The organism is Burkholderia sp. NRF60-BP8 (genome assembly GCF_001522585.2).
Lineage (GTDB): Bacteria > Pseudomonadota > Gammaproteobacteria > Burkholderiales > Burkholderiaceae > Burkholderia.
Window position 1 is genome coordinate 1454278 of sequence record NZ_CP013372.1, and the last position, 26035, is coordinate 1480312.

Sequence of the window (26035 nt, forward strand, 5' to 3'; positions counted from 1 at the left end):
CGCATCGAACCTGCTCATCGCAACGAAATTCCCTCATTCATCGGCAAATCAGAAAGAAATCATCAGACAAATATTATAAAAAAGATGTTTTTTGTTTCGCCAGTAAAACCGCATTCAAATCCCGTACATAACTAATCGAATAAGTCGCAATCCCGCGAACCATTTGATCAAGACCAAGAACGCCCGCTTGACAAGGCCGACGGTGTTTGAAAAACGAATGTAAGGGTTTTCGAAGGGTAAAGAATCATTCCAAATTCCCGTTAAAGCCGGCACCAACCTGTATCTGGTCGAACGATAAATTCCATTTACCACCACACGCACAGGGGCCGAAACGTGAAAATCGTCAGAATGAGCATCAAAACGAAACTCCTCGGCGGCTTCGGCCTGCTGGCCGCGGTCGTCGTGACCGTATCGGGCATGGCGCTCAAGGCACTGTCCGATACGAACACCGAGTTTTCACGCTACATGAACGGCATCAACGCGCGGGCCAGCCTGGCCGCACACATCCGCACCGCGGTCGACCGGCGCGCGATCGCCGCGCGCAATCTCGTGCTCGCCACCCGGCCGGCCGACATCGAGGCCGAACTCGCCGAGGTGAACCACGCGCACAAGGACGTGCAGGACCATCTCGCGAAGCTCGACGACCTCATGGCGAAGGCGACCGACACGTCCGATCGTGCACGCGAACTGGTGGCCGAGATCGTGCGCATCGAAACCCGCTACGGGCCCGTTGCACTGCGCATCGTCGGACTCGCGCAGGCCGGCAGGAAGGACGACGCGATCGCCGACATCGACGACAATTGCCGCCCGCTGCTCGCGCAACTGGTGCGTGCGACCGACGCCTACGCGACCTATACGCATGAACGCGAAATCGGGATCGCGCAGGCATTCGCGGATCGCTACACGGTGGAGCGCAACCTGCTGGCCGGCATCTGCCTGATCGCCATCGCGATCGCGGCCGGCGGCGGCCTGTGGCTCACGCGCAAGATCACGGCGCCGATCGGCTCGGCCGTGGACGTCGCGCGCACGGTGGCGAACGGCGATCTCGGCAGCCGCATCGAGGTGCGCGGCAACGACGAAACGCACGACTTGCTCGACGCGCTGCGGACGATGAACGAGCGGCTGATCGGCATCGTCGGCCGCGTGCGCGACTCGTCGAACAGCATCGCGCACGCGGTGAGCGAGATCGCATCGGGCAACCTCGACCTGAGCCAGCGCACCGAGGAACAGGCCGCGTCGCTGCAGGAAACCGCGGCGACGATGGAGGAATTCACGTCCACGGTGCGCCTGAACGCGGAAAACGCGCAGCAGGCGAGCACGCTCGCCGCGAATGCATCGGACGTCGCGCAACGCGGCAGCTCGGTGGTCGGCCGCGTGGTCGACACGATGACGGAGATCGGCCACAGCTCGTCGAAGATCGCCGACATCACCGGCATCATCGAAGGCATCGCGTTCCAGACCAACATCCTCGCGCTCAACGCGGCGGTCGAAGCGGCCCGCGCGGGCGAACAGGGTCGCGGCTTCGCGGTTGTCGCGAGCGAAGTGCGCAGTCTCGCGCAGCGTTCGTCGACGGCGGCGAAGGAAATCAAGGAACTGATCTCCGCGTCGGTGCAGACGATCCGCGACGGCTCCGCGCTCGCGGGCGAAGCCGGCAAGACGATGTCCGACGTCACGCAGGCCGTGGCGCGCGTGACGGACATTATGGGCGAGATCGCGGCCGCGTCGGCCGAGCAGAGCCGCGGCATCGACCAGGTGAACCTGACGATCACGCAGATGGACCAGACGACGCAACAGAACGCGGCGCTCGTCGAACAGGCGGCGGCCGCATCGAAGTCGCTCGAGGCGCAGGGCCGCGAGTTGTCCGAAACGGTCGCCGCGTTCCGGATGCCGGCCGGCGCCCATGCGGCATTGCCGGGCACGCATGCGCAGGAAGCCGACGCGCGCCGCTGGCAACCGGCTGCCGCGTAACGGCACGCGCGTCGTCCGCGCCATGACGCCCCACGCGCCGCATGTCCCGGCACGTACTGCGTCGCAGCGTGCGCAAGTTTCGGTCCCGCTCGGGCGGCACCGGTTGCAGGACCGTCGCCCTCGATACCGCGCGACCTGTTCGCACGAGCCGTTCGTCGACACGGACTTTTAAAACGCACGAATGACGAGTATCCTAAAAAAGCACTTTTCGACCGGACGGCGAATCGCATGCCCTGACTCCCGTCCGATCGCCATGCGGCCCCGTCGTATCGCGCACCGCGCGCCGACGGCGGCGTCTGTCTCTCGCGCCCTGGCCGCACGTACCTTCCCCAACAATCGTCAGGAGAGCTGGTGAGCCGACTCGTCGTCGTATCCAATCGCATCGCAGATCCCCGTAAAGCCGCGGCCGGCGGCCTCGCCGTAGCCGTGAAGGACAGCCTGCAGGAAACCGGCGGCGTCTGGTTCGGCTGGAGCGGCAGGCTACGCGGCGGCGACGAGCAGAGCGCGCATGGCGACGACGTGCAGGTCCAGAACGTCGGCGGCATCCAGCTCGCGACGGTCGATCTCGATCCGCAGGATTACGACGCTTACTATCTCGGTTACTCGAACAACGTGCTGTGGCCGGTGTTTCACTACCGGCTCGATCTCGCGCAGTTCGACCGGCGCTTCGCCGACGGCTACCGACGCGTGAACCAGCTGTTCGCGCGCAAGCTGCGCACGCTGCTGCGGCCCGACGACACCATCTGGGTCCACGACTATCAACTGATTCCGCTCGCGGCCGAGCTGCGCGCGATGGGCTGCACGAATCCGATCGGCTTCTTCCTGCACATCCCGATGCCGCCGCCGCCGATCATGGCCGCGATTCCCGAACACGAATGGCTGATGCGCGCGCTGTTCGCGTACGACCTCGTCGGCTTCCAGACCGAATCGGATCTGCTCCACTTCGAGCACTACGTCGAAGCGGAAGCCGGTGCGGCGCGGCTGCCGGACGGCCGACTGCGCGCGTTCGGCCGCACGCTGTCGGCCGGCGCGTTTCCGATCGGCATCAACGTCGACGAATTCGAGTCGCTCGCGCGCGATCGCGACGGCCTCGCCATGTTCGAACGCATGCGCGACGAATATTCGCGCCGCCAGTTGCTGGTCGGGGTCGACCGGCTCGATTACACGAAAGGGCTGCCGCAGCGCGTGCATGCGTTCCGCGAGTTGCTCGAACAGTATCCGGAGAACCGCGACCGTGCGACGCTGATCCAGATCGCCGCGCCGAGCCGCGAGGATCTCGGCGCCTACGACGACTTGCGGCGCGAGATGGACAGCCTGTGCGGCGCGATCAACGGCGACTACGGCGAGCTCGAATGGATGCCGATGCGCTACATTCACCGCACCGTCGCGCGCAAGCGCCTGCCGGGCCTCTATCGCGCGAGCCGGGTCGCGCTCGTCACGCCGCTGCGCGACGGGATGAACCTCGTCGCGAAAGAGTTCCTCGCCGCGCAGGACGCGGCCGACCCGGGCGTGCTCGTGCTGTCGCGTTTCGCGGGCGCGGCCGAGCAACTGAAATCGGCGCTGCTCGTCAATCCGTACGACACGCAAGGCACCGCGCAGGCGATCCAGCGCGCGCTCACGATGCCGCTCGAAGAGCGCCGCCAGCGTCACGCGGCGCTGATGGCGATCGTGCGCAAGACCGACGTGCACTGGTGGCGCACGCGCTTTCTCGACGCGCTCGCCGAAGCGGCCGAAGTCGCGGCCGCGACCGAATCCTGACGCGCCGACGCGCGCTCACGCGCTGCCCGCTTCGTCGTGCATGCGAGCACGACGCCGTTCGATCGATACGGGCGCGCCGCTCGTGGCGATTCCGCGGCGAAAAAGCAGGAATGTCGACGCGCGCCGGCCCGCGCAACGGCTTCAGCGATCGGATTCGTGCGGTCGTCCGTACGCGACGAAATCGCGCTCGACGGTGGAGGCGTGCTCCGTGTCGATCGCGCCGCCGCGCGCATTCGTTTCGTCGCCGGCTAACACCGAAGTCGTCGACGACGGTTCGATGCGTCCGTCGATCAGCGCCTGCAGCGCGTCGCGTTCGAGCACCTCGCATTGCAGCAGCCGTCGCGCGATGCGTTCGAGCGCGTCGCGTCGTTCGCCGAGCGTCGTCGCGACGCGCGCGTGCGCATCGGTCAGCAGCGTGCGCACTTCTTCGTCGATCATGCGCGCGGTGTGCTCGCTGCAGCGGCCGCCATCCGCATGCCAGATGCCGGGCAAGCCCGAGCGCGTGTCGCCGTCGTCGAACGTCGCGAGCCCGATCTTCTCGCTCATCCCGTACTGCATGACCATGTGGCGCGCCATCGCGGTCGCGCGTTCGAGGTCGTTCTGCGCACCGGTCGAGACATCGCCGAACACGAGCTCTTCCGCCACGCGCCCGCCGAGCAGCGCATCGATCCGGTCGAGCAGCTCGCTGCGGCGCAGGACGTAGCGATCCTCGGTCGGCACCTGCTGCGTGTAGCCGAGTGCGGCGACGCCGCGCGGAATGATCGACACCTTCTTCACCGGGTCGCAATGCGCGCGGCTTTCCGCGACGAGCGCATGGCCGGCTTCGTGATACGCGATCGTCAGTTTCTCCTGCTCGTTCATCACGCGGCTCTTGCGCTCGAGGCCCGTCAGCGCGCGGTCGATCGCCTCGTCGAAGTCGGCCATGCCGATCGCCGGCTTGCCGAGTTCGGCCGCATGCAGCGCGGCCTCGTTGACGACGTTCGCGAGATCGGCGCCGACGAAGCCCGGCGTGCGCGACGCAAGCTCGCCGAGATCGACGTCGGCCGCGAGTTTCACGCGCTTCACGTGCACGCCGAGGATCTGGCGGCGGCCGTTCACGTCGGGCCGGTCGATCGCGATGTGCCGGTCGAAACGGCCCGGCCGCAGCAGCGCGGGATCGAGGATCTCGGGCCGGTTCGTCGCGGCCATGATGATCACGCCGGAGCCGGCCTGGAAGCCGTCCATCTCGACCAGCAACTGGTTGAGCGTCTGTTCGCGCTCGTCGTTGCCCGACGTCGGGCCCACGCCGCGCACCTTGCCGAGCGCATCGAGCTCGTCAACGAACACGATGCACGGCGCCTTCTGCTGCGCCTGCTCGAACAGGTCGCGCACGCGCGCGGCGCCCACGCCGACGAACATCTCGACGAACGCCGAGCCGCTGATCGAGAAGAACGGCACGGCCGCCTCGCCGGCCACCGCGCGTGCGAGCAGCGTCTTGCCCGTGCCCGGCGCGCCGACGACGAGCACGCCTTTCGGGATCTTGCCGCCGAGCCGCTGGTAGCGATCGGGATTGCGCAGAAACGCGACGAGCTGTTGCAGTTCGGCCTTCGCTTCGTCGATGCCCGCGATGTCGTCGAACGTGATGCCGGTTTCCTGCTGCACGTACACGCGTGCGCGGCTCTTGCCCATCCCGGTGAAGTCCTGCAGCCCGCCGCGCTTGTGCAGCATCATGTTCCACACGAACACGAGCAGCATGAGCGGCAGCAACCACGACGCGAGCGACGCGATCCAGCCGGTGTCGGGCGTGCCGCGATAGCGGATGCCGGCCGCGGTCAGCGTGTCGATCAGGTGTTCGTCGGTCACGCGGCTGGTCGTGAAGCGCCACGGCGCGCCGGCCTGCTGCACGACCGTCGCGTCGGACGCCGGCAGCATCGCGCCGGCCTGCGGCATCTTCAACGCGCCCGAGATCGACGCAGGGCCGACCTCGAGATCGTCGACCAGCCGCGCGGCGACGAGCCGGTGGAAATCGCTGTACGCGATCGGCGTCGACGACGGGTGCAGCATCAGCAACTGCGCGGCGAACAGCACGAAGAAGCCCGCCGCGATCAGCAATCCCGGGTAGTCGAATTTCCTGTCCATGGCATCGGGCCGGCCGTATCGGCTGCGCGGCGTACGCTCACGCCGGCACGCGCGCGGAACCGGTACGCGGCCGCCATGCGAAAACGGCAAGCATCCGCGCCATCGTCGCCTCGCTGTCTCGCATCGTTCGCTGCATCGATGCCGCCTCGGCAACGCCGTCGGCCGGCGTCGCGGGGCGATCCTCGCCCGGGCGGCACGCCGCGACGCGCCGCCCCTGATTCCAGTCTAGTTCGCGCGCGGGCGTCGCGCACCGCTCGCCGCGCGCGCGCGTCGAATCGTCCGACGAACGGCTTTCATCTGCCCCCTTGGCGCGCTATAGTCGCGTTCATGACATTTATGTGACAGTCGCGTCGCACCACCGCGTGCGATGCCGGCCATGGCATTCCGCCCTGCGTCGCGGCAGCCCGCGCAACGCAGGCGCGCATCGAACGACACCCGCCCACCGCCCATCCGAGGAGCCCACGACGTGAACGACACCCCCGATCGCCCCGACGACCTGCCCGCCGACCCCGACCGCCGCCGTGTGCTCGGCGGCCTCGCCGCGCTCGGTGCCGGTGTCGCCGTCGCCGGCTGCGAAACCACCGCGGACAACGCACCGCGTTCGGCCGCCGACCTGCGCATCGACGAAGCGTTGCGCCAGCGCGTGCGCCACATCGTCGTGATCTATGCAGAAAACCGCAGCTTCGCGAACCTGTACGGCGACTTCCCGGGCGTGCGCTATCCGCTCGGCGACGTGCGGCCGGAACAGGCACGACAGCTCGATCGCGACGGCAAGACGCCGCTGCCGGTGCTGCCGAAGATCTGGGGCGGCCTCGTGCCGCAGGCGCAGGAAGTGGACGGCAAGCGCTACGCGATCGGCGAGCGCGACATCGACAAGCTGCCGAACGCGCCGTTCCGGATTACCGACGCGCAGGGCAAGCCGCTGCCGAACGGCGTGATCACGCGCGACCTGTGGCATCGCTTCTACCAGAACCAGATGCAGATCGCGGGCGGCCGCAACGACCAGTTCGCCGCATGGGCCGATTCAGGCGGCCTCGTGATGGGCCACTACCGCAATTCGGCCGACACGCTGCGGCTATGGAATCTCGCCCGGCAATACACGCTGTGCGACAACTTCTTCATGGCGGCCTTCGGCGGTTCGTGGATGAACCACATGTTCCTGATCTCCGCGCAGCCGCCGCTGTATCCGGACGCGCACAAGCATCCGCATGCGGCGAAACTGCTGTCGCAGGTCGAAGGCGACGACCCGACCGGCACGCGCCTGAAGCTCGCCGACGATTCGCCCGCGTCCGCGCTCGACGGCCCGCCGAAGTTCGCGGCCGACGGCCCGCTGACGCCGGACGGCTACGGCGTGAACACGATGGCGCCGCCGTACCAGCCGAGCTACGTGCCGCCGCCCGATCCGGGCAATGCCGCGTATGCGGATCCGTCCGACCATCGCGTGATGCCGCCGCAGGGCTACGCGACGATCGGCGACCGCCTGTCGGAAAAGAATATCGACTGGGCGTGGTACAGCGGCGCATGGCAGTACGCGCTCGAACATCGCGACACCGGCACCGTGCCCGACTTTCAGTACCACCACCAGCCGTTCAACTACTTCGCGAACTACGCGCCCGGCACCGAAGCCCGCCGCAAGCACCTGCGCGACGCGGGGCTCGGCGACGCGCCGTCGACCAACCACTTCATCGCCGACATCGACGCGGGCCGCCTGCCGGCCGTCGCGTTCTACAAGCCGCAGGGCAACCTGAACATGCATGCGGGCTATGCGGACATCGAATCGGGCGACCGTCACATCGCGACCGTGATCGACCATATCCGGCGCGGTCCGCAATGGGAAAACACCGTGATCGTGATGACGCACGACGAGAACGGCGGCTGGTGGGATCACGTCGCGCCGCCGGTCGGCGATCGCTGGGGTCCCGGCTCGCGGATCCCGGCGCTCGTGATCTCGCCGTTCGCGAAAAAGGGCTTCGTCGATCACACGCTGTACGACACGAACTCGATCCTGCGCTTCATCAGCCGCGTGCACGGCCTCGCGCCGCTCGACGGCGTGGTCCGGCGCAACAACGCGTTCGCCGCACGCGGCGCGACGCCGCCGGGCGATTTGACGAACGCGCTCGATCTCGGCTGATCGCCAGTCGATCATCGGAAACGCCGACGCCCCGGGCCACGCGATGAATGGCCCGGGGCGTCGTTCGTTTCCGGCCCGGCGACGCCATGCGGCGCCGGGCAATGCGTCGCGCGCAACGTGCGCGACGCCGATCCCGCGCGTCAGCCGCCGAGACGCTGCTCGATCTTCTTCATCGTGTCGGTCATTTCAGCCGGCAAGCGCAGCTTCAACGTATCGAACAGCGCCGCATGCAGCTTCAGCTCCTCACGCCATTCGTCCGCGTTCATCGACGTCACCGCATCGAACTGATCGCGCGTGAAATCGAGGCCGTCCCAGTGCAGGTCCTCATACGCAGGCGACACGCCGAACGCATGCTCGCCGCCACCGCCGGTGCCTTCCAGACGATCGAGCATCCATTTCAGCACGCGCATGTTCTCGCCGAAGCCGGGCCACACGAACTTGCCGTTCGCATCCTTGCGGAACCAGTTCACGCAATAGATCTTCGGCGGCTTCGCGCCGGCGGCTTCGAGCCGCTTGCCGAGTTCGAGCCAGTGCGCGAAATAATCGCTGACGTTGTAGCCGCAGAACGGCAGCATCGCGAACGGATCGCGGCGCACGATGCCCTGCTTGCCGACGGCGGCCGCGGTCGTCTCGGAACCCATCGTCGCGGCCATGTACACGCCTTCGACCCAGTCGCGCGCCTCGGTCACGAGCGGCACCGTCGTCGAGCGGCGGCCGCCGAAGATGAACGCGTCGATCGGCACGCCGGCCGGGTTTTCCCAGTCGTCGTCGATCGACGGGCACTGCGCGGCCGGCGCGGTGAAGCGCGAGTTCGGATGCGCGGCCTTGCGTCCGGTTTCCTTGGCCGTTTCGGGCGTCCACGGATTGCCCTGCCAGTCGGTCAGCTTCGCGGGCGGCGTGTCGGTCAGCCCCTCCCACCACACGTCGCCGTCTTCCGTCAGCGCGACGTTCGTGAAGATCACGTTTTCCTTCAGCGTGGCGATCGCATTCGGATTGGTCTTCACGCCCGTGCCCGGCGCCACGCCGAAGAACCCGGCTTCCGGATTGATCGCGTACAGGCGGCCGTCGCGGCCGGGCTTCAACCACGCGATGTCGTCGCCGATCGTCGTGACCTTCCAGCCGTCAAAGCCCTGCGGCGGGATCAGCATCGCGAAGTTGGTCTTGCCGCACGCGGACGGGAACGCGGCCGCGACGTGATACTTCTTGCCGGCCGGCGACGTGACGCCGAGGATCAGCATGTGTTCGGCGAGCCAGCCCTGATCGCGGCCCATCGTCGACGCGATGCGCAGTGCGAAGCACTTCTTGCCGAGCAGCGCATTGCCGCCGTAGCCCGAGCCGAAGCTCCAGATCTCGCGCGTTTCCGGGAAGTGCACGATGTACTTGACCGGATTGCACGGCCACGGCACGTCCTGCTGGCCGGCCTCGAGCGGATGGCCGACGCTGTGCACGCAGGGCACGAAATCGCCGTCCTCGCCGAGGACGTCGTACACGTCGCGCCCCATGCGCGTCATGATCCGCATGTTCACCGCGACATACGGGCTGTCGGACAGCTCGACGCCGACGTGCGCGATCGGCGAGCCGAGCGGCCCCATCGAGAACGGCACGACGTACAGCGTGCGACCGCGCATCGAACCGCGGAACAGCCCGTTGAGCGTCTCGCGCATTTCGGCCGGATCGATCCAGTTGTTGGTCGGGCCGACGTCGTCGCGCGACGCCGCGCAGATGAACGTGCGATCCTCGACGCGCGCGACGTCCGACGGATCGGATTGCGCGAGATACGAGTTCGGACGCTTCGCCGGGTTCAGGCGCTTGAGCGTGCCCTGGTCGACCATCGCCTGGCACAGCGCGTCGTATTCTTCCTGCGAACCGTCACACCATACGATGCGCTCGGGCTCCGTGAGCGCCGCAATGCGCGCTACCCAGTCGATCAGCTTGCGATGTTTGACGAAAGCCGGCGGAGCGATCAGCGGGCCGTGTGTCGCTTCGGCCAAAGTGTTTTGCGACATGGGGATGTCTCCAGATTATTGGGCGGGGATGGGGGATGCGGGCGAGCCCGCGAGATGGGGAATGCGTGCGGAGCGCAGGAAGATGCGGCACGCAGAACGCGACGCGCGAGCGGAGCGCGCGTCGAAGCCGCGATGCGTGCGAGAGAAGGTGAAGTCTCGTTAGAGGGTGCGAACGCGCGTTTCGCCATGCAAGCAACCTGCCATACAACTCCATGCCGGCCAGCATACCATCGCCGTTATTGGGCGGGCGTTGCGTTGCAACAAGAAACAACTGTGACGGCGCACCGGCACGCGCGTTGCAGGTGGGTGCTTTTTTACGGCGTCGTCGCAGGCGACTGGGGGACGAAACGCCCGCGACAGCCGCCCGGCAAGGGTTTCGCGCGAGCGGTAATTTCAACCTGCGGATCGTCCATGCCGGCAATACGAACACGCATCGCGCCCATTCGCGTTTTCGCTACTCAGGCAAACCCTGAATTAGGTTGCGCACACAAACATCCCGATCGAATGCCCCGATGCAGCCACTGCTCATAACGGTACGCGTGGCAATCCGTGTTAATACGCGCCCGGCGACGACGCGAATCGTCGAGGAGTACTTCCGGTTGCCGCGATGACGGTCCGCGTGAATTCTTCGCTGCGGTTGGCGACGATGAAAAATTCCAGCACGACGTTTGCCGAAACGATGGACAAGTTGAGGTCGCGTCGTCGATCTCGATTCGATCGACGGGGTGCCGACGAACCGGTACGTCGCGAAGACGTGCGCGGGTCACGCACTGGCGTGGGCAGACAAAAAAACGCCAGCCCCAAGGGCTGGCGTCGTGCTTCGGGTCGGACGACGATCAGAACTGGTTCATCGTGTTGTCCTTGCCCGCCGCCTTCAGCGCCGCTTCGCCGCTGAAGTATTCCTTGTGATCGTCACCGATGTCCGAACCGGACATGTTCTGGTGCTTCACGCAGGCGATGCCCTGACGGATTTCCTTGCGCTGCACGCCCGCCACGTAGCCGAGCATGCCCTGATCGCCGAAGTATTCCTTCGCGAGGTTGTCGGTCGACAGCGCAGCCGTGTGGTACGTCGGCAGCGTGATCAGGTGGTGGAAGATGCCTGCTTCACGCGATGCATCGGCCTGGAACGTCCGGATCTTCTCGTCGGCCAGCTTGGCCAGTTCGGTGTCGTCGTATTCGACGCTCATCAGTTGCGCACGGTCGTAAGCCGACACGTCCTTGCCTTCGGCCTTCATCGCGTCGTAGGCCTGCTGACGGAAATTCAGCGTCCAGTTGAACGACGGGCTGTTGTTGTACACCAGCTTCGCGTTCGGGATCACCTTGCGGATCTCGCTGACCATGCCGCCGATCTGCGCGATATGCGGCTTTTCGGTTTCGATCCACAGCAGGTCGGCGCCGTTCTGCAGCGACGTGATGCAGTCGAGCACGCAACGCGCTTCGCCCGTGCCGGCGCGGAACTGGAACAGGTTGCTCGGCAGGCGCTTCGGACGCAGCAGCTTGCCGTCGCGCTTGATGACGACGTCGCCGTTGCCCAGTTGGTCGGCCGACAGTTCTTCGCAATCGAGGAATGAGTTGTACTGGTCGCCCAGGTCGCCCGGCGCGTTGGTCACGGCGATCTGCTTGGTCAGGCCGGCGCCCAGCGAATCGGTACGCGCGACGATGATGCCGTCGTCCACGCCCAGTTCCAGGAACGCGTAGCGGATCGCGCGGATCTTCGCGAGGAAGTCCTCGTGCGGCACCGTGACCTTGCCGTCCTGGTGGCCGCACTGCTTCTCGTCCGACACCTGGTTTTCGATCTGGATGCAGCACGCGCCCGCTTCGATGAACTGCTTGGCCAGCAGGTAGGTCGCTTCCGCATTGCCGAAGCCGGCGTCGATGTCGGCGATGATCGGCACGACGTGCGTGACGTGGTTGTCGATCTTTTGCTGGATCGCGGCCTTGGCGGCCGGGTCCTTCGCGGCATCCAGCTCGCGGAACAGGCCGCCCAGCTCGCGGGCGTCGGCCTGGCGCAGGAACGTGTACAGCTCGCGGATCAGCGCGCTGACCGAGGTCTTTTCGTGCATCGACTGGTCCGGCAGCGGGCCGAACTCCGAGCGCAGCGCGGCGACCATCCAGCCCGACAGGTACAGGTAGCGGCGCTCGGTGCTGTTGAAGTGCTTCTTGATGGAGATCATCTTCTGCTGGCCGATGAAGCCGTGCCAGCAGCCCAGCGACTGCGTGTACTTGGACGGATCGGCATCGTACGCGGCCATGTCGGCGCGCATGATCTTCGCGGTGTACTTCGCGATGTCCAGGCCAGTCTTGAACTTGTTCTGGGCACGCATGCGGGCGGCATATTCGGGGTTGATGGCATTCCACGCGCTGCCGTGGTTTTCCTTCAAACCTGCCACTGCCTTGATGTCGTCTTGATATTGGGACATGTCTATCTCCTGGGAACGAAGCGCATTTGAGTAAAGGATTCAGCGTGCCCGCCGCGTGTGACGAAGCGAACTGCATGGACTCAATAGTAATCCTGCTTGGCGCGATTTCGACCAAGTCTTATATAAGACATAAGATATAAATTTTCGTTGTTTTTCAATGAGATAGCCAAGCGTTTTTGCGATGCAAAACACGGTTTCAAGCGGCGGTAAAACGCGGCGGCAGGAATCCGGCGCACTTCTCGCGATATGAAATGCCCTTTCGGTTGCTGAAGGACCGGCACGCTCCGACCAAGCCGGAACAGCAACGACCGTCAGGCTTTGTCACAGCCATGACAAAACGTCTATACTTGGACGATTATTTGATACGCGTGCGTCAGCGCGTCGGCCTGCGCCCCGGAGCGACATGAACGACTCTCCCGTTTTCGATACCCTTTGCGAACTGCTGAATACGTCCGGCGCGCGGTTCCGCGTGCTCGAGCATCCGGCGGAAGGCAAATCCGATGCGATCGCCGCGCTGCGCGGCACACGCCCCGAACAGGGCGCGAAGGCGATGCTCTGCACGTTCAAGGATGGCGGCGACACCGCCGCGCTCGCGGTGATTCCCGGCCACCTGAAGATCGACTTCCGCAAGGTCGCCGATGCGTTGGGCCGGCGCAAGGCGACGCTCGCGTCGCCCGACGTCGCAGCCGCCGTCACGCGCTGCGTGATGGGCGCCGTGCCGCCATTCGCGTTCGACCCGAGCGTGACGCTCGTCGTCGATCCGGCGCTGGTCGAGCGCAACGCCGAGATCGCGTTCAACGCGGGCCGCCTCGACCGCTCGGTGGTGCTCGACGCGGCCGACTACATCCGCATCGCGCGCCCGCTGCTGGCCGACATCACGCGGCCGGAAACGACGGACGCGCCCGCCTCCCGGGACCGCGCATGAGCACGAACCGCAAACCGCTGCAGTCGGAGCAGGCATCGCTGATCGAGCAGGTGCAGCGCATCGCCGAAGGGCTCGGCGAGATGTTCGCGCCGTTCACCGAAGTCGTCGTGCACGACCTGCGCACGCCGGAGCATGCGATCCTCGCGATCCACAACAACCTGTCCGGACGCGCGGTCGGCGATCCCGCGACCGAACTCGGCCTCGCCCGCATCGCCGACGACGATTTCCCGCAGGTGCTCGCGAATTACCCGAACCGCTTCGCCGACGGCCGCACCGCGAAAAGCACGTCGATCGGCATCAAGGATTCGACCGGGCGCTACGTGGCCGCGCTGTGCCTGAATGCCGACGTCACGCTGTTCCGCGGCTTCCAGGGCATGCTCAACCAGTTCTGCCGCACGGTCGGCGAAGCCGTCGTCGAAACGCTCGACCCGGCCAGCGCCGACGCGATCCGGCAGCGCATCGACGCATTCGCGACGCGCCTCGCGACCACGCCGCGCGAGCTGAAGACCGACCAGCGCCGCGCGCTGATGCAGACGCTGAAGGCCGACGGCTTCCTCGAGGTGCGCCGCGCGATGGAGATCGTGTCGCAGCATCTCGGCGTGTCGCGCGCCACCGTCTACAACGACGCGAAGTGACGCGCCGCGTCCGGCTTTCCCATTTCGAGTTTCCCGTTGACTGATCTTTTCGACCCTCGAGCGACCATGAACTCTCCGATTCTTCCCACGTACGACGACGTCGCCGCCGCCGCGGCCCGGCTCGAAGGCCACGCACACCGCACGCCGGTGATGACGTCGCGCACGGTCGACGACGCACTCGGTGCGCAGGTGTTCTTCAAGTGCGAGAACCTGCAGCGCATGGGCGCGTTCAAGTTCCGCGGCGCGTTCAACGCGCTGTCGCGCTTCAACGCGGAACAGCGGCGCCACGGCGTCGTCGCGTTCTCGTCGGGCAACCATGCGCAGGCGATCGCGCTGTCCGCGCGCATCCTCGGCATTCCGGCGACGATCGTGATGCCGCAGGACGCACCGGCCGCGAAAATGGCCGCGACGCGCGGCTACGGCGGCAACGTCGTGACCTACGACCGCTACACCGAGGATCGCGAGCAGATCGGGCGCGCGCTCGCGGAGAAGCACGGACTCACGCTGGTGCCGCCCTACGATCACCCGGACGTGATCGCCGGCCAGGGCACCGCGGCCAAGGAACTGTTCGACGAAGTCGGCCCGCTCGACGCGGTGTTCACGCCGCTCGGCGGCGGCGGACTGCTGTCGGGCACCGCGCTCGCCACGCGTGCGCTGTCGCCGCATGCGAAGCTGTACGGCGTCGAGCCCGAAGCCGGCAACGACGCCCAGCAATCGCTCCGGTCCGGCACGATCGTGCACATCGACACGCCGCGTACGATCGCCGACGGCGCGCAGACGCAGCATCTCGGCAACCTGACGTTTCCGATCCTGCGCCGCGACGTCGACGACATCCTGACCGCGACGGACGCGGAACTCGTCGACTGCATGCGCTTCTTCGCCACCCGTATGAAGATCGTCGTCGAGCCGACCGGCTGCCTGTCGTTCGCCGCCGTGCGGCGGATGAAGGATGCGCTGCAGGGCAAGCGCGTCGGCGTGGTGATCAGCGGCGGCAACGTCGATCTCGAGAACTTCTGCGCGCTGGTGTCGGCACCGGCCTGACCGTCTGCGCGCGCATGAAGATCTTGTCATGCGCGCGCAGCGCGGCCTTCACGTCGCGTTAAGTTTCGCCTCCTAGACTGATTAGGTCGTCCCGAAGTCAGTCATGCAGGAGTGGTCATGAATACGCACGCGTTCGTCGCCGCCGCCCTGGCGGCCGTTTCCCTGTCGGCGTTCGCTCAACCGGGCGTGACGACATCCGTTTTTTCCGCCGCGTCGCCTCACCCCGCGGTCGGGCACGCGATGCACCGTTCGTCCGCCGCATTGCCGCCCGCCGGCTTCGTGCTCGCGAAGATCGATCAGAACAATACGCCGCCCAACCGCGGCGGCGACCCGGGCGGCCGCGCACATGCCGGCACGCATATGTAACGACACGCGCCCGACCGTCGACATTCGGCGCGACGGCAGCCGGCTCCGGCGCGACGGCATGCGGTCGAACCCGGCCGTTTCTTCAGACCTGAAACGCGCTCCGGGCACGTCGAACGAAAGGATCCGGAAAGCCGACGCCGATCGATGACGTTTTTTCGCATCCGCGCGCAGACGAACGATTGACGTGCCTACATGCACGCCATTACCCTTGCGCGCTGATGGTTCCCAGGGATGGGATCAAAAGGGAACGCAGGCGAGGCAACGCCTCGAATCTGCGGCTGCCCCCGCAACTGTGAGCGGCGAATCCGTGCCACCGCGTGCCACTGGGAAACCGGGAAGGCCTGCACGGATGGCGACCCGCGAGCCAGGAGACCTGCCATCGACCCGAGGTCCAGCAGCCGCACCGGGCGGGGTGTCCCGATGTGCAAGCACCGCCGTTGGCGGCCGCCCGTTGCATGGACGACCCGACCTCAGGATCCGTCAGATGTCCATCGTTCCCGAATCCGCTTCCCGGCCGGAAGCGTCGCACCGACACGCCGTCGGCATGCGCCCCCCGTCCGCCTTGCGCTCACGATCGCCGTACCCGCTTCACGCTTTGTCCCGCCGCCTCATGACCATTCGTCACCTGCTCGCCACGTCCGTCGCCACCGCGCTGTTGTCCCCGCTCGCCCACGCGGCCGGCGACACGGCGCCTGCACGGCCCGCCGCGCCCGCCGACGGCACGGACCTGCCGACGATCAGCGTGACCGACACGCGGCACCTGCCCGAATCGTTCGACCGGCGCTATGCGTCGACGCAGGTGCTCACGCGCGAGGATCTCGACCGGCTGTCGCCGACCGACCCGAGCATCACGCAGGCGCTCGCGACGCTGCCGGGCGTGACCGTCGCGCAGAACGGCGGGCCCGGCTCGTCCGCGTCGGTCAGCATTCGCGGCGCGTCGGCGAGCCAGGTCGCCGTGTTCATCGACGGCATCCGGATCGGCTCGCCGACCACCGGCATCGCGCCGTGGGCCGACCTGCCGACCGAAGCGTTCGAGCGCGTCGAAGTGATCTCCGGCCCGGCCGCCGCATCGTTCGGCAACAACGCGATGGGCGGCGTCGTGCAGTTGTTCACGCGCCGCGCCGCCAACCAGCCGAACCAGACCACCGTGTCGTTCGGCGGCGGCTCGAACAAGACGTTCGACACGCAGTTCCGCACGTCGGGCACGGTGCCGTCGACGGGGCCGCTCGCCGCGCTCGGCGGGCTCACCTATTCGCTCGGGCTGCACGACTACAACACGGCCGGCATCGACGCGACGCGGCCGTTCTTCTACGGCCACGAAGACGGCCGCAATCCGTATCACGCGCAGGATCTCGATGCGCGGCTCGGCTATGCGCGCGACAACTGGTCGATCTCGACGTTCGCGCTGTATCACCGCTCCGATCTGTCCTACGACAACAGCGGCTACGCGAATCGCGAGCTGGACCATCAGTTGACGACCGGCGTTGCGTTCCATCTCGACATCACGCCCGATACGCAGTTCGACCAGTCGCTCGGTTATGCGAACGATCGCCAGTTCATCCATGCGGACAACCCGGCTCTCGCGACGGACCAGATCAACTCGCAGCGGATCAGCACGTCGACGTCGCTGACCCATCAGGAGCACGGGTTTCACCTGTTCGGCCTGCCGCTGTCGGGCGAATCGAAGCTCGCCTACGACTTCACGCGCGAACAGGCGTTCCTGCCGGTCGACATTCCCGGCGGCGTGCCGACGCGCAACGACTCCGCGTTTTCGCTGCACCAGTCGGCGACGCTCGGCAGCGTGACGATGTTCGTCGCCGGCCGTCACGAGATCATCGCCGGGCAAGCCGTGAACACCGGCAACGCCGCGCTGTCGTGGGCGATCACACCGGTCTATACGGCGCGCGTATCGTACGGCAATGCGTTCCGTCTGCCGACGTTCAACGACCTGTACTACCCCGGCTACGGCAACCCGGCCCTCAGCCCGGAGCGCAGCACGTCGGTCGAAGCCGCGCTCGACGCGAATACCGCGTACGGCACCTTCACCGCGGCGATCTACGACACGCGCGTCAACAACCTGATCGCGTACAACCCGGCGACGTTCTCGCCGATGAACATCGGCCGCTCGCACATTCGCGGCATCGACCTGTCGTACAAGGGGACGATCGGCCGCTCGACGCCGGTGAGCGTGGCCGTCGGCATCCTGAATCCGCAGGACGAGACCAACCGGACCTGGCTCAGCCGCCGGCCGCGCCAGACGGTCAGCCTGAACGTCGATCACACGTGGGACGAACTGAAGCTGCACGCGTTGAGCACCGGTGCGTCGCTGCTGTACGGCGGCTCGACGTTCGACGATCCGGCCAACCGGCAGTATCTGGCGTCGTACCTGACGGTGAGCCTGCGCGCGTCGTACCGGATCGATTCGCACCTGACGGTGTCGGCGTCGCTGTCGAACCTGTTCGACCGGCAATACATGACCGCGTACGGCTACAACACGCTCGGGCGCACCGCGTTCGGCAAGGTCAGCTACACGTTCTGACGCCCGGCGCATCGGCGCATCGGCGCATCGGCGCAACGCGCCGCACCGGCACGCGCGGAAAATTGACGTCGCGGCAAAAGCGCATGAGGACGACATCGGCATCGGCCCGGATCGCGGGATCGGATCCGGAGATCCGGTCGGCCCGCGCGGCCCCGTACGCCTAGATCAACCCGCGCACGCCGGCGACCAGCTGGATCGCGCCGAATACCGCGACGACGGCCGCCGACACGCACGACAGCCCGTGCATGAATGCGAACGACAGCTTCGCGCGCAGCGCGGCGGTCGCGCTGCTCAGGCACAGCCACCACATGGCCGAGCCGACGAACACGCCGGCGACCATCCGCGCGACGGTCGCCCACATCGCGCCTTCCCGCGCACCCGGCAGCGGGCCGAGCGCCGCGAAGATCCCGACGAACGACACGATCGTCATCGGGTTCGACAGCGTGAGACCGAACGTCGTCAGGAAATCGCGCAGGACGGTCGTGCGCGGCAACGCGCGCTGCCCCGCCGGCGCGGCCGGCGCCTGGCGCGCGATGGTCCACGCGAGCCACACGAGAAACGCGCCGCCGCCGATTTTCAGGCCGACGGTCAACATCGGGAACGCTGTGACGACGCCCGCGACGCCCAGCGCGCCGAGCAGGCCGTAAATCGCGTCGGCGCACGCGGCGCCGATGCCCGTCGCGAAGCCCGCCCGGAAGCCGCGGCTCAGGCTGCGCTGAATGCACAGCATGCCGATCGGGCCGACCGGCACCGCGATCGACAGCCCCATCACGACGGATTGGATGAACAGCATCGCCTGCCCCTTGCGACATCGCGTGGATCGAACAGGCATCGTAGGGAAAGTCCGCGCCCCGCTGAATGCAATTTTTAAGGAAAAATGGCGGCTCTACCTTAAAAATCCCCGCTGCGATGGACGATCTCGACTGGAAGATACTGGCGCTGTTGCAGGACAACGGACGCATCAGCTATACGGAGCTCGCGCGTCAGGTTCACCTGTCGGTGCCGGCGGCGACGGAGCGTGTGAAGCGTCTTGAAGCGGCCGGTGTGGTCGAGGGCTACACCGCGCGGATCAATCCTTCCGCGGCCGGCTATCCAGTGAGCGCGCTGATCGGCATCACGGTGCCGCAACCGGCGAAAGCGAAGTTCCTCAAGCTGCTGGAGACGATCCCCGAAGTCGTCGAATGCCATCACGTGACGGGCGCCGATTCGTATGTGATGCGGTTCGTCGCCGTCAGCATGGTCCATCTCGAACGACTGATCGAACGCATCAACCTGTACGGCGAAACGCGCACGTCGATCGTGATGTCGACGCCGCTGCCCGCGCGCGGGATGGCGCGTCCGGCGGCGAAGCCCGGCGACGACCGCAGGTAGCGAGTTGCGGTTTCGCGATCGTCGGACGGTTCCGGCCGGGACCGGCGACGATCGATGGCGGCCGTCCCCGCTCACGCGGCCGGTTGCCGCATGACGATCGGTACGCGCCGGCTATTTGCCGACCGCGCCGCCGAGCAGGCCGCCCACCAGCGACGTCACCGGCGCGAGCGGATTGGCGAGGCCGCCCAGCGGCGAGCTGCCCCCCGTACCGGTCGCGGCGCCGTCGTGCACGGTGGCCGGGATGCCGCCGACCACGCTCGTCACCAACCCGGAGATCGGCACCGCGCCGTTCGCGCCAGCCGGGTTCACGAGGCCGCCCACATTGGTTACCGTGTTTCCGACCGCACGGACGAGATCGCCGACGCCACCGACGATCGGCTGCGGCGACGCGGCGGTCACCTTCCATCCGGTCGACGTGATCGCCCCGCCGACCTGACCGAGCAGGCCCGCGACCGGCTGCCCGAGGCCGGTTGCGGTGCCGACCTGCTGCGTGAGGTGGCCCGCCGTCGTCACGAGCGGCGTGATCGCGGTGCTGATCGCCTGCGTCGCCTGCTGGACCGGGGCCGACGACAGCGACGCGCCGAGCGCCGCGCCGCCTGTGCGCAGGCCGCTCGCCACCGTGTCGAGCAGCCCGCTGACCGGCGTCGTGATCGGCGTCAGCGGCGACAGCGGGCCGGAGCCGAGCGCCTTGACGGTTTCGCTGATGCCGCTGACCGGGTTGCCGGTCGCGGCGACGACCGTACCGAGGCCGCCGACCGTCGTGCCGACGGGGTTCGGTACGATGCCGATCTGGCCGAGACCGCCGCTCACGGCGTTCGACGTATCGCGGATGATCGTGCCGACACCGGTTACCGTATCGGCCGGCCCGACGGTGACGCCCTTGCTGACACCGGGCACGCTCGCGCTACCGAGCGTGGCGCCCACGTCCATCACGATCCCGCCGATGGAGCTGACGATGCCGTTCGTACCCGGCGCGCCGCTCGTGCCCCAGCCGCTGGTGTTGCCGCTGCTTGTACCGCTGCTGCTCGTGCCGCTGCTGCTTGTGCCACTGCTGCTTGTGCCACTGCTGCTTGTGCCACTGCTGCTCGTGCCACTGCTGCTCGTGCCGCTGCTGCTTGTGCCACTGCTGCTTGTGCCACTGCTGCTTGTGCCACTGCTGCTTGTGCCACTGCTGCTTGTGCCACTGCTGCTTGTGCCACTGCTGCTCGTGCCACTGCTGCTCGTGCCACTGCTGCTCGTGCCGCTGCTGCTCGTGCCACTGCTGCCGCTCGAGCCACTACTACCGCTCGTCCCGCTCGTGCTCGTCCCAATGTTGTTGCCGGCAAGCGTCGGCGCCGTAATGTCACTTCCCCCGCACGCCGCGAGCGTACACGCCGCGGCCATAGCGGCGAGCGCAACGTTCGCCGTGATGAAATGATTTCGCATGGAAGCCCCCGTCCACTATTCAGCGCAAACATTTCATCAAGCATCTACCGTGCCATTTCCATCGGCCTCCTTCACAATTTCACAATCGCCTTGCAACGGCCGTCCAGGCCGCGCTGCGGAACAGCGCGCATCGGATGCGGATCGTGCCGCCCTGCTCGGCCCGTGCAGCCGGTCCGACAACGCTGACGTAACACCGCCTCTGCGTTACGTAGCACGAGAAGAGAAAGTCCGACGGCGCCCCGTACACGCGCCGCATCGTCGTCACGGCCGCTTCACCAGCTTCACGATCGTCAGTGTGCCGTTGACGTTTTCCACCCGAACCCGGACCTTGTCGCCCACATGCAGCGACGGGATCATCGCCGCGTCGCCGGCCTTGAACGCCATCGTCATCGGCGGCATTCCGATGTTGTCGAGTGCGCCGTGCTTCAGCGTCACGAGTCTGCGCCCGGCATCGATTTCCCTGACTTCGGCATCGGTCAGCTTCGCATCCTGCGTCGACATGCTCGCGTCGCCTGAATTCATGCCCGACATGTCGCCGCCTGCGAGCACCGGCATTGCAACGACCGCCATCGCACACGACATCGCGACAGCGTGAAAGCGGATCCTCATCGAGCGTCTCCCTTCGCGCCCGGCCTGTTTCTACTGCCAGCCGGCGCCGCGCCTTACACGATCAACGTCACACCGGCCCAGACGATCAGCACGACGCCGAGCACGCGGCCGATACGATCGCCGCCGGGCAGGACCTTTTCCACGAACACGAACAGCGACAACGCGACGATCCACACGACGTTCATCACGCCGCCGACGAACAGCAGCGCCATCAACAACCAGCAGCAGCCCACGCAAACCATGCCGTGCCGCGCGCCCAGAAGAAAGCTGCCAGCGACGCCGGGACGCCAGTGCGCAATCAAGAACGCCGTCGGCGCACGGCATTGCCGCAGACACGTGCGTTTCAGCGGCGAGAATTGATAAAGCCCGGCCAACGCCAGCACGATGGCGGAAAGGCGCGCGCTTTTCGACCACAGCATCATCGCGGAGATCAGCCCGGCCGGCTGCAGCAGCGCCTGAAGCAACGCCGCACCGATCGAGAACGCGAGCCATGTCGTCAGATAGCCGGCCAGCAGCACCACCGACGTGAACGCCGATCCTGCCGCCCCGTTGCCGTGCTGCAGCAGCACGCGCCGGTACAGCAGCACGAGCGGCGCGGCACCGGGCGCCATCATCGCGATCATCATCACCCACCACATCGCGATCACGATCGGCAGAGACGGATCCATGCTGCCCATGCCGTCCGCCAGCCGATGCGGAAACAGCGCGACGGTCGTCATCTCCCACGCCGACATGCCGGTTCCCGCGCCCGTCCACAGGTAGAACCAGCACAGGCCGACGAGCGCCGCCATGCCGATCAGCATGACGGCGCGCTCGCGCGCGAGCCAGGTGTCGAACGGAGTCATGCCGCGGCGCGATGCCGGATCAGCCCGTGGTTGTTCAGATGCAGTCGCGCGAATTGCGCATACGTTCCGTCCAGATTCAGCGCGATGTTGCCCTGCGAGCGCCCCGTGCCCGAACCGACCTCGGCCAGCTCGTATTCGAAACCGTGCGGCAGGTCGATCCGCACACGGTGCTCGTCTCCCGTCACCGGATTGCGGATGGGTTCGCCGGCGACGTCGAACACACCGTCCACGTGAATCCGGCCGCGCCGCGCGTCGACATCGACGTCGAAATCGATCTTCGTGAAGATCGGATCGAACGCGTGCTCGAGCGTCGACGCATACACCGAGAACATCGTCGCGAATGGATCGGTATCCTGACCGGTCATGATCTTCAGCACGGCGTCGCGCTGCGCCGGACTCGCACGTTCGTCGACGATCGGCTGGCACTTGCCCTTGCCTTCGTGAACGGCGCCCGGCCACTGGAATACCACCGCGATCCTGACGCCGTCGAGCACCACGTCGCCGTAGTGGCCGCTGTCGATCGAAATCGCCCCCATCGCTTCGCAGTTGCCGTTGGTCGGCAGCGCATTGAACTGGCAAGGGCAACCGTATGAGCAATTGCAACTGATCATTTCGGTGCCCTGAATCTCCCACGGCGTCATGGCTCCACCTCGCGCTCTGAAACGGACGAACGCTTCGAATCTAGTGCACGCCATCGGGGAAAGCAAAGCGGTAACGGCAGCGTGAAAAACGTGGGTTCCGGCCTCACGTAAGACATTTCCGAATGCGTTCGCCGCGCGGCTCAGGAAACCGTCTCGTCATCCGTTCTCACACGAACAGCGATACGACGATCGCACACCACACCGCGCCCGCGCCGCACAGAAACACGCGTCGCGCGACGAACATTCGCGACTCGTCGTCGGGCGTTTTCATCGGCGACGTCGCGAGAAACGGCACGCTGGCGAGGCATGCGAAACCGGCTAGCGCGAGCACGATCACGACGTAGTCGCCGAACCGCCAGGGCGATGCTTCGTGCAATCCCCAGTAGCCGAGAAACAGCATGCCGATCGAGAACATCGTCGCCGCGGCCGAGCTGAGCGCGACCACCGATCCTGTTGGAAATTGCACGGGAACCTCCTCTCGCGCGGCGCGCGATGCAACGCCTGTCTACGGGGATGGGCATGATCTCGTGCGCCGGCAGCGGAATCAGGCGTTCGTTTCGGACTCGCATGCATCGAGCGCGCCCTCTCCACCCTTCGGCGAATACGCGTTGTCACCGATTGACGGGTTCGACCCGGGCGAGTTGTATTTCGTGCCCGTTCAATCGGGCAGCACGACCATGACGTTGCTAGCCCGGTTTCTTCGTGCCCTGCGCAACGGAAATCCACCCGACCACCGCCGCGGCGACCCAGCAACAGGTGATCATCAGGTCCAGATCCATCAGGCCCTGGAAATTCGTGCTGTTTTCGAAACTGCAGCGCTGATGGCCCCTGACCCACATGCATCCGCTGATCAACTGCTGGATATGCATGTAGATGCTGTACACGGCAACGGCCGACGCGATGACGGCGACCCGCAGGCGTATGCTCTTTTTCATTGGCGCTGAAGGCTTGGGATGATCTCCCGACCGATCTTAAGTCAATGGCGATGCGCGACGCAATCGCCCTGGTATCGACCCGATTGACCGGCATGCAGAAATGCCCATCGAACGCGCGCCAGCAATGCGAACCACCATGACCACACAGAACACGATTGCACTGATCGTCGATCCCGACAGCGGCGAGCGAATTCACGACATCGCCGCGCACGCGCGGCATACGTGGGTCGTGACGAGCGACACGAACGACCCCGTGATCAGGCAGATCTGGAATACGCGCCGGGCGGAGTCGGACCGGGCCGCCGAAGGCGGCGTGACCCTGTTCCTGCGTCATGGCGACGACCGCGACAGCTGGTGCGCCGGAATACTGGATGCGGTGGACGACCATCACGGCGACGCGATGCATCTCGACGGCCATGCAATTCTGGTCGTTTACGGCACGCCGCTTTCCGCGCGCCTGCGACACGCGTTGTCCGCGTTCGGATTTTCTGGCTTCGTGTCGACGGCGGAAGGATTTCGAGCGATCAAGCGCGGCACCGCATGAATCGCGGGCAGCTCAAAGCGCCCTCGCCCAACCGGCGATCGACCGGATGGTCTTCAGGTAACCCGCCGGTTGCCAATGAATCCGCGTGCCGTTCGCCTTCGCGTCGCTCAGTTGCCTCACGACCGTGCCGACATGCTCGCAAGCAGCACGTCGTAGCCGGCCTTCGCGAATCCCCCGGGGCGCGACGATCGTCGTTGCGCCCGATCGTCGCGCCGTCCATCACCCTGCCGATGCCGACGGAAACCGCGCGCAAACCACTTCGTCATGCGACACGCGGGCATGCCGCTTGCGCGCCAAATGTTTCTCGGCTGCTGACACCACGCTGTCAGTGGGGAACGTCCAAGCTCGATCGACCGACACCCGAGGAGCACCGCCCGTGGCCCATACCGAAGGACCGGTCGCACTGGCCGAACGCACCGTCAAACGTCGCGGCGTGACCCTGCTCACGCTGTGCATCGCCGTACTCGTCGCCCAGGTCGACACGGCCGTCGTCAACCTCGCCACGCGCGCGATCGGCGCCTATTTCCATGCCGGTGTCGGTGCCTTGCAATGGGTCGTCGACAGCTACAACCTCGCGTACGCGGTACTGCTGCTGACCGGCGGGCTGCTCGCCGACCTCTACGGTCGCCGCCGCGTCTTCATGGCCGGCACGGCCGTCTTCACCATCGCGTCGCTGCTGTGCGCGCTTGCGCCGTCGGTGTCGGTGCTGATCGCCGCCCGCGCGCTGGCCGGCGTCGGCGCGGCGTTGTTGCTGCCGGCGTCGCTGGCGATCGTGCGGGTCGTGTGGCGCGACCCGGTCGAACGCGGCCGCGCGCTCGGTATCTGGGCCGCGTGCAACGGCGTGGCGATGGCGATCGGGCCGACGCTCGGCGGCGTGCTGATCCGGCACTTCGGCTGGCGCAGCATCTTTTTCGTCGTCGTGCCGCTGAGCATCGCCGCGATGCTGCTCGCGATCCCGGCCGTGCCCGAGTCGTCCGATCCGCACGGCCGGCATTTCGACGGCGCGGCGCAGGTCATGGGCGCACTCGCACTCGGCGCGCTCGCGTATGCGGCGATCGTGTTCCGCGAGGCGCCGGTCGCATGCGCGATCGCCGGCTGCATCGCGGTGGCGTCGTTCGTCGCGTTCGTGGCGATCGAGCGCCGCCACGGCGAATCCGCGCTGGTGCCGCTCGACATTTTCCGGATCCCTGCGTTTCGCGGCGCGATCGCCGCCACCACCGGCATGACGTTCGGGATGTACGGCGTGCTGTTCCTGCTGCCGCTGACGTGGCAGAGCACCGGCCGCCTCGATTCGACCGGCGCGGGCCTCGCATTGCTGCCGATGGCACTGGTGTTCGTCGCCGTATCGCCGTGCTCGGGGAGATTGTCGGAGCACATCGGCACGCGGGCGACGACAGCCGGCGGCGTCGCGGTGATCGCGAGCGGACTCGCTGCGATCGGCGCGTCGGCCGGTTCGCCGAGCCTGCTCGGCGCCGAGATCGGGCTCGCATTGACGGGACTCGGGATGGGCGTCGCGACGGGTCCGCTGATGACCGTTGCGGTGGGCGCGGTCGACGCCGCGCGCTCGGGCACCGCGAGCGCGCTCGTCAACGTCGCACGGATGACCGGCGCGACGCTCGGGATCGCGGTGCTCGGCACGGCGTTCGCCGCCGTGCACGGCGGCGCGGCCGGCCTGCGCGTGGCGATGTTCGCCGGCGCGGTGGTTCAACTGACGGGCGCGGCGGTATCGGCCGTCAGCGTGCAGCGGGCGGCATGACG

The 26035-nt window shown here is 66.7% G+C and carries 21 protein-coding genes and 1 riboswitch; of the genes, 11 read left to right on the top strand and 10 right to left on the bottom strand.

Features of this window, described 5'->3' with window-relative positions; all coding sequences use genetic code 11:
* Positions 1-348: 348 nt before the first annotated feature.
* Together WS54_RS06715 and otsA are read left to right on the top strand one after the other, a co-directional pair.
* The gene (locus tag WS54_RS06715; protein ID WP_082725144.1) at positions 349-1968 is read left to right on the top strand and encodes a methyl-accepting chemotaxis protein; all 1620 of its coding nucleotides are present in this window, start codon (positions 349-351) and stop codon (positions 1966-1968) included.
* A 351-nt stretch (positions 1969-2319) separates the two neighbouring features.
* The gene (gene otsA / locus WS54_RS06720) at positions 2320-3726 is read left to right on the top strand and encodes an alpha,alpha-trehalose-phosphate synthase (UDP-forming) (protein WP_034204779.1); all 1407 of its coding nucleotides are present in this window, start codon (positions 2320-2322) and stop codon (positions 3724-3726) included.
* A gap of 141 nt (positions 3727-3867) precedes the next feature.
* Here otsA and ftsH read toward each other — a convergent pair whose 3' ends face one another.
* Positions 3868-5844 (bottom strand): ATP-dependent zinc metalloprotease FtsH, encoded by a 1977-nt coding sequence (ftsH, locus tag WS54_RS06725; protein ID WP_059783446.1) that lies wholly within the window; start codon positions 5842-5844, stop codon positions 3868-3870.
* 466 nt (positions 5845-6310) lie between these two features.
* On the opposite strand from ftsH, the gene WS54_RS06735 reads away from it, so the two are divergent.
* Entirely contained in the window at positions 6311-7975 is a 1665-nt protein-coding gene (locus tag WS54_RS06735; protein WP_059783444.1) for an acid phosphatase, read from the top strand.
* A gap of 140 nt (positions 7976-8115) precedes the next feature.
* Here WS54_RS06735 and WS54_RS06740 read toward each other — a convergent pair whose 3' ends face one another.
* Both WS54_RS06740 and WS54_RS06750 read right to left on the bottom strand, forming a co-directional pair.
* Positions 8116-9981, bottom strand: a complete 1866-nt coding sequence (locus tag WS54_RS06740; RefSeq protein ID WP_059783442.1) for a phosphoenolpyruvate carboxykinase (GTP) — start codon at positions 9979-9981, stop codon at positions 8116-8118.
* Positions 9982-10817: 836 nt separating this feature from the next.
* Positions 10818-12401: an isocitrate lyase gene (locus WS54_RS06750; protein WP_034204776.1), complete on the bottom strand. Its 1584-nt coding sequence runs from the start codon at positions 12399-12401 to the stop codon at positions 10818-10820.
* Positions 12402-12804: 403 nt separating this feature from the next.
* On the opposite strand from WS54_RS06750, the gene WS54_RS06755 reads away from it, so the two are divergent.
* The 5 genes from WS54_RS06755 (at position 12805) to WS54_RS06775 (ending at position 17907) form a co-directional block, all read left to right on the top strand.
* The gene (locus WS54_RS06755) at positions 12805-13326 is read left to right on the top strand and encodes a YbaK/prolyl-tRNA synthetase associated domain-containing protein (protein WP_059783441.1); all 522 of its coding nucleotides are present in this window, start codon (positions 12805-12807) and stop codon (positions 13324-13326) included.
* Positions 13323-13961: a helix-turn-helix transcriptional regulator gene (locus tag WS54_RS06760; protein WP_059783440.1), complete on the top strand. Its 639-nt coding sequence runs from the start codon at positions 13323-13325 to the stop codon at positions 13959-13961. Before WS54_RS06755 ends, WS54_RS06760 begins: the two co-directional genes overlap by 4 nt.
* 66 nt (positions 13962-14027) lie before the next feature.
* Positions 14028-15002, top strand: a complete 975-nt coding sequence (locus WS54_RS06765) for a threo-3-hydroxy-L-aspartate ammonia-lyase (RefSeq protein ID WP_059783438.1) — start codon at positions 14028-14030, stop codon at positions 15000-15002.
* 117 nt (positions 15003-15119) lie between these two features.
* Entirely contained in the window at positions 15120-15368 is a 249-nt protein-coding gene (locus WS54_RS06770; RefSeq protein ID WP_059783436.1) for a hypothetical protein, read from the top strand.
* Positions 15369-15570: 202 nt separating this feature from the next.
* Positions 15571-15763: riboswitch (cobalamin riboswitch) on the top strand.
* A 215-nt stretch (positions 15764-15978) separates the two neighbouring features.
* Positions 15979-17907 (top strand): TonB-dependent receptor domain-containing protein, encoded by a 1929-nt coding sequence (locus WS54_RS06775; RefSeq protein WP_059783434.1) that lies wholly within the window; start codon positions 15979-15981, stop codon positions 17905-17907.
* Between the two features lie 160 nt (positions 17908-18067).
* On the opposite strand, the gene WS54_RS06780 is transcribed toward WS54_RS06775, so the two are convergent.
* Positions 18068-18700 (bottom strand): LysE family translocator, encoded by a 633-nt coding sequence (locus WS54_RS06780; RefSeq protein WP_059783433.1) that lies wholly within the window; start codon positions 18698-18700, stop codon positions 18068-18070.
* Between the two features lie 116 nt (positions 18701-18816).
* Here WS54_RS06780 and WS54_RS06785 point away from each other — a divergent pair, with 116 nt between their 5' ends.
* Positions 18817-19278, top strand: coding sequence for an Lrp/AsnC family transcriptional regulator (locus WS54_RS06785; RefSeq protein ID WP_059783431.1), 462 nt, complete (start codon positions 18817-18819; stop codon positions 19276-19278).
* A gap of 111 nt (positions 19279-19389) precedes the next feature.
* Here WS54_RS06785 and WS54_RS33930 read toward each other — a convergent pair whose 3' ends face one another.
* The 6 genes from WS54_RS33930 to WS54_RS34195 form a co-directional block, all read right to left on the bottom strand.
* A complete protein-coding gene (locus tag WS54_RS33930; protein WP_179955193.1) occupies positions 19390-20703 on the bottom strand; it encodes a collagen-like triple helix repeat-containing protein in 1314 nt (437 codons plus the stop codon).
* 261 nt (positions 20704-20964) lie between these two features.
* Complete coding sequence (locus tag WS54_RS06800; RefSeq protein WP_059783427.1) at positions 20965-21312, bottom strand: copper-binding protein; 348 nt, start codon at positions 21310-21312, stop codon at positions 20965-20967.
* Positions 21313-21365: 53 nt separating this feature from the next.
* On the bottom strand, positions 21366-22157 hold the full coding sequence (locus WS54_RS06805) for a DUF2182 domain-containing protein (protein ID WP_059783426.1): 792 nt from the start codon (positions 22155-22157) through the stop codon (positions 21366-21368).
* Positions 22154-22798 carry a DUF1326 domain-containing protein gene (locus WS54_RS06810; RefSeq protein ID WP_059783424.1) on the bottom strand — a complete coding sequence of 215 codons (645 nt, stop codon included), beginning with the start codon at positions 22796-22798 and terminating at the stop codon, positions 22154-22156. Before WS54_RS06810 ends, WS54_RS06805 begins: the two co-directional genes overlap by 4 nt.
* Before the next feature lie 166 nt (positions 22799-22964).
* Positions 22965-23264: a hypothetical protein gene (locus WS54_RS06815; protein ID WP_059783422.1), complete on the bottom strand. Its 300-nt coding sequence runs from the start codon at positions 23262-23264 to the stop codon at positions 22965-22967.
* Between the two features lie 220 nt (positions 23265-23484).
* A complete protein-coding gene (locus tag WS54_RS34195) occupies positions 23485-23733 on the bottom strand; it encodes a hypothetical protein (protein WP_034204763.1) in 249 nt (82 codons plus the stop codon).
* A gap of 100 nt (positions 23734-23833) precedes the next feature.
* Here WS54_RS34195 and WS54_RS06825 point away from each other — a divergent pair, with 100 nt between their 5' ends.
* Positions 23834-24277, top strand: coding sequence for a hypothetical protein (locus tag WS54_RS06825; protein ID WP_159086637.1), 444 nt, complete (start codon positions 23834-23836; stop codon positions 24275-24277).
* Between the two features lie 376 nt (positions 24278-24653).
* Positions 24654-26033 (top strand): MFS transporter, encoded by a 1380-nt coding sequence (locus WS54_RS06830; RefSeq protein WP_059783418.1) that lies wholly within the window; start codon positions 24654-24656, stop codon positions 26031-26033.
* Positions 26034-26035: the final 2 nt, after the last annotated feature.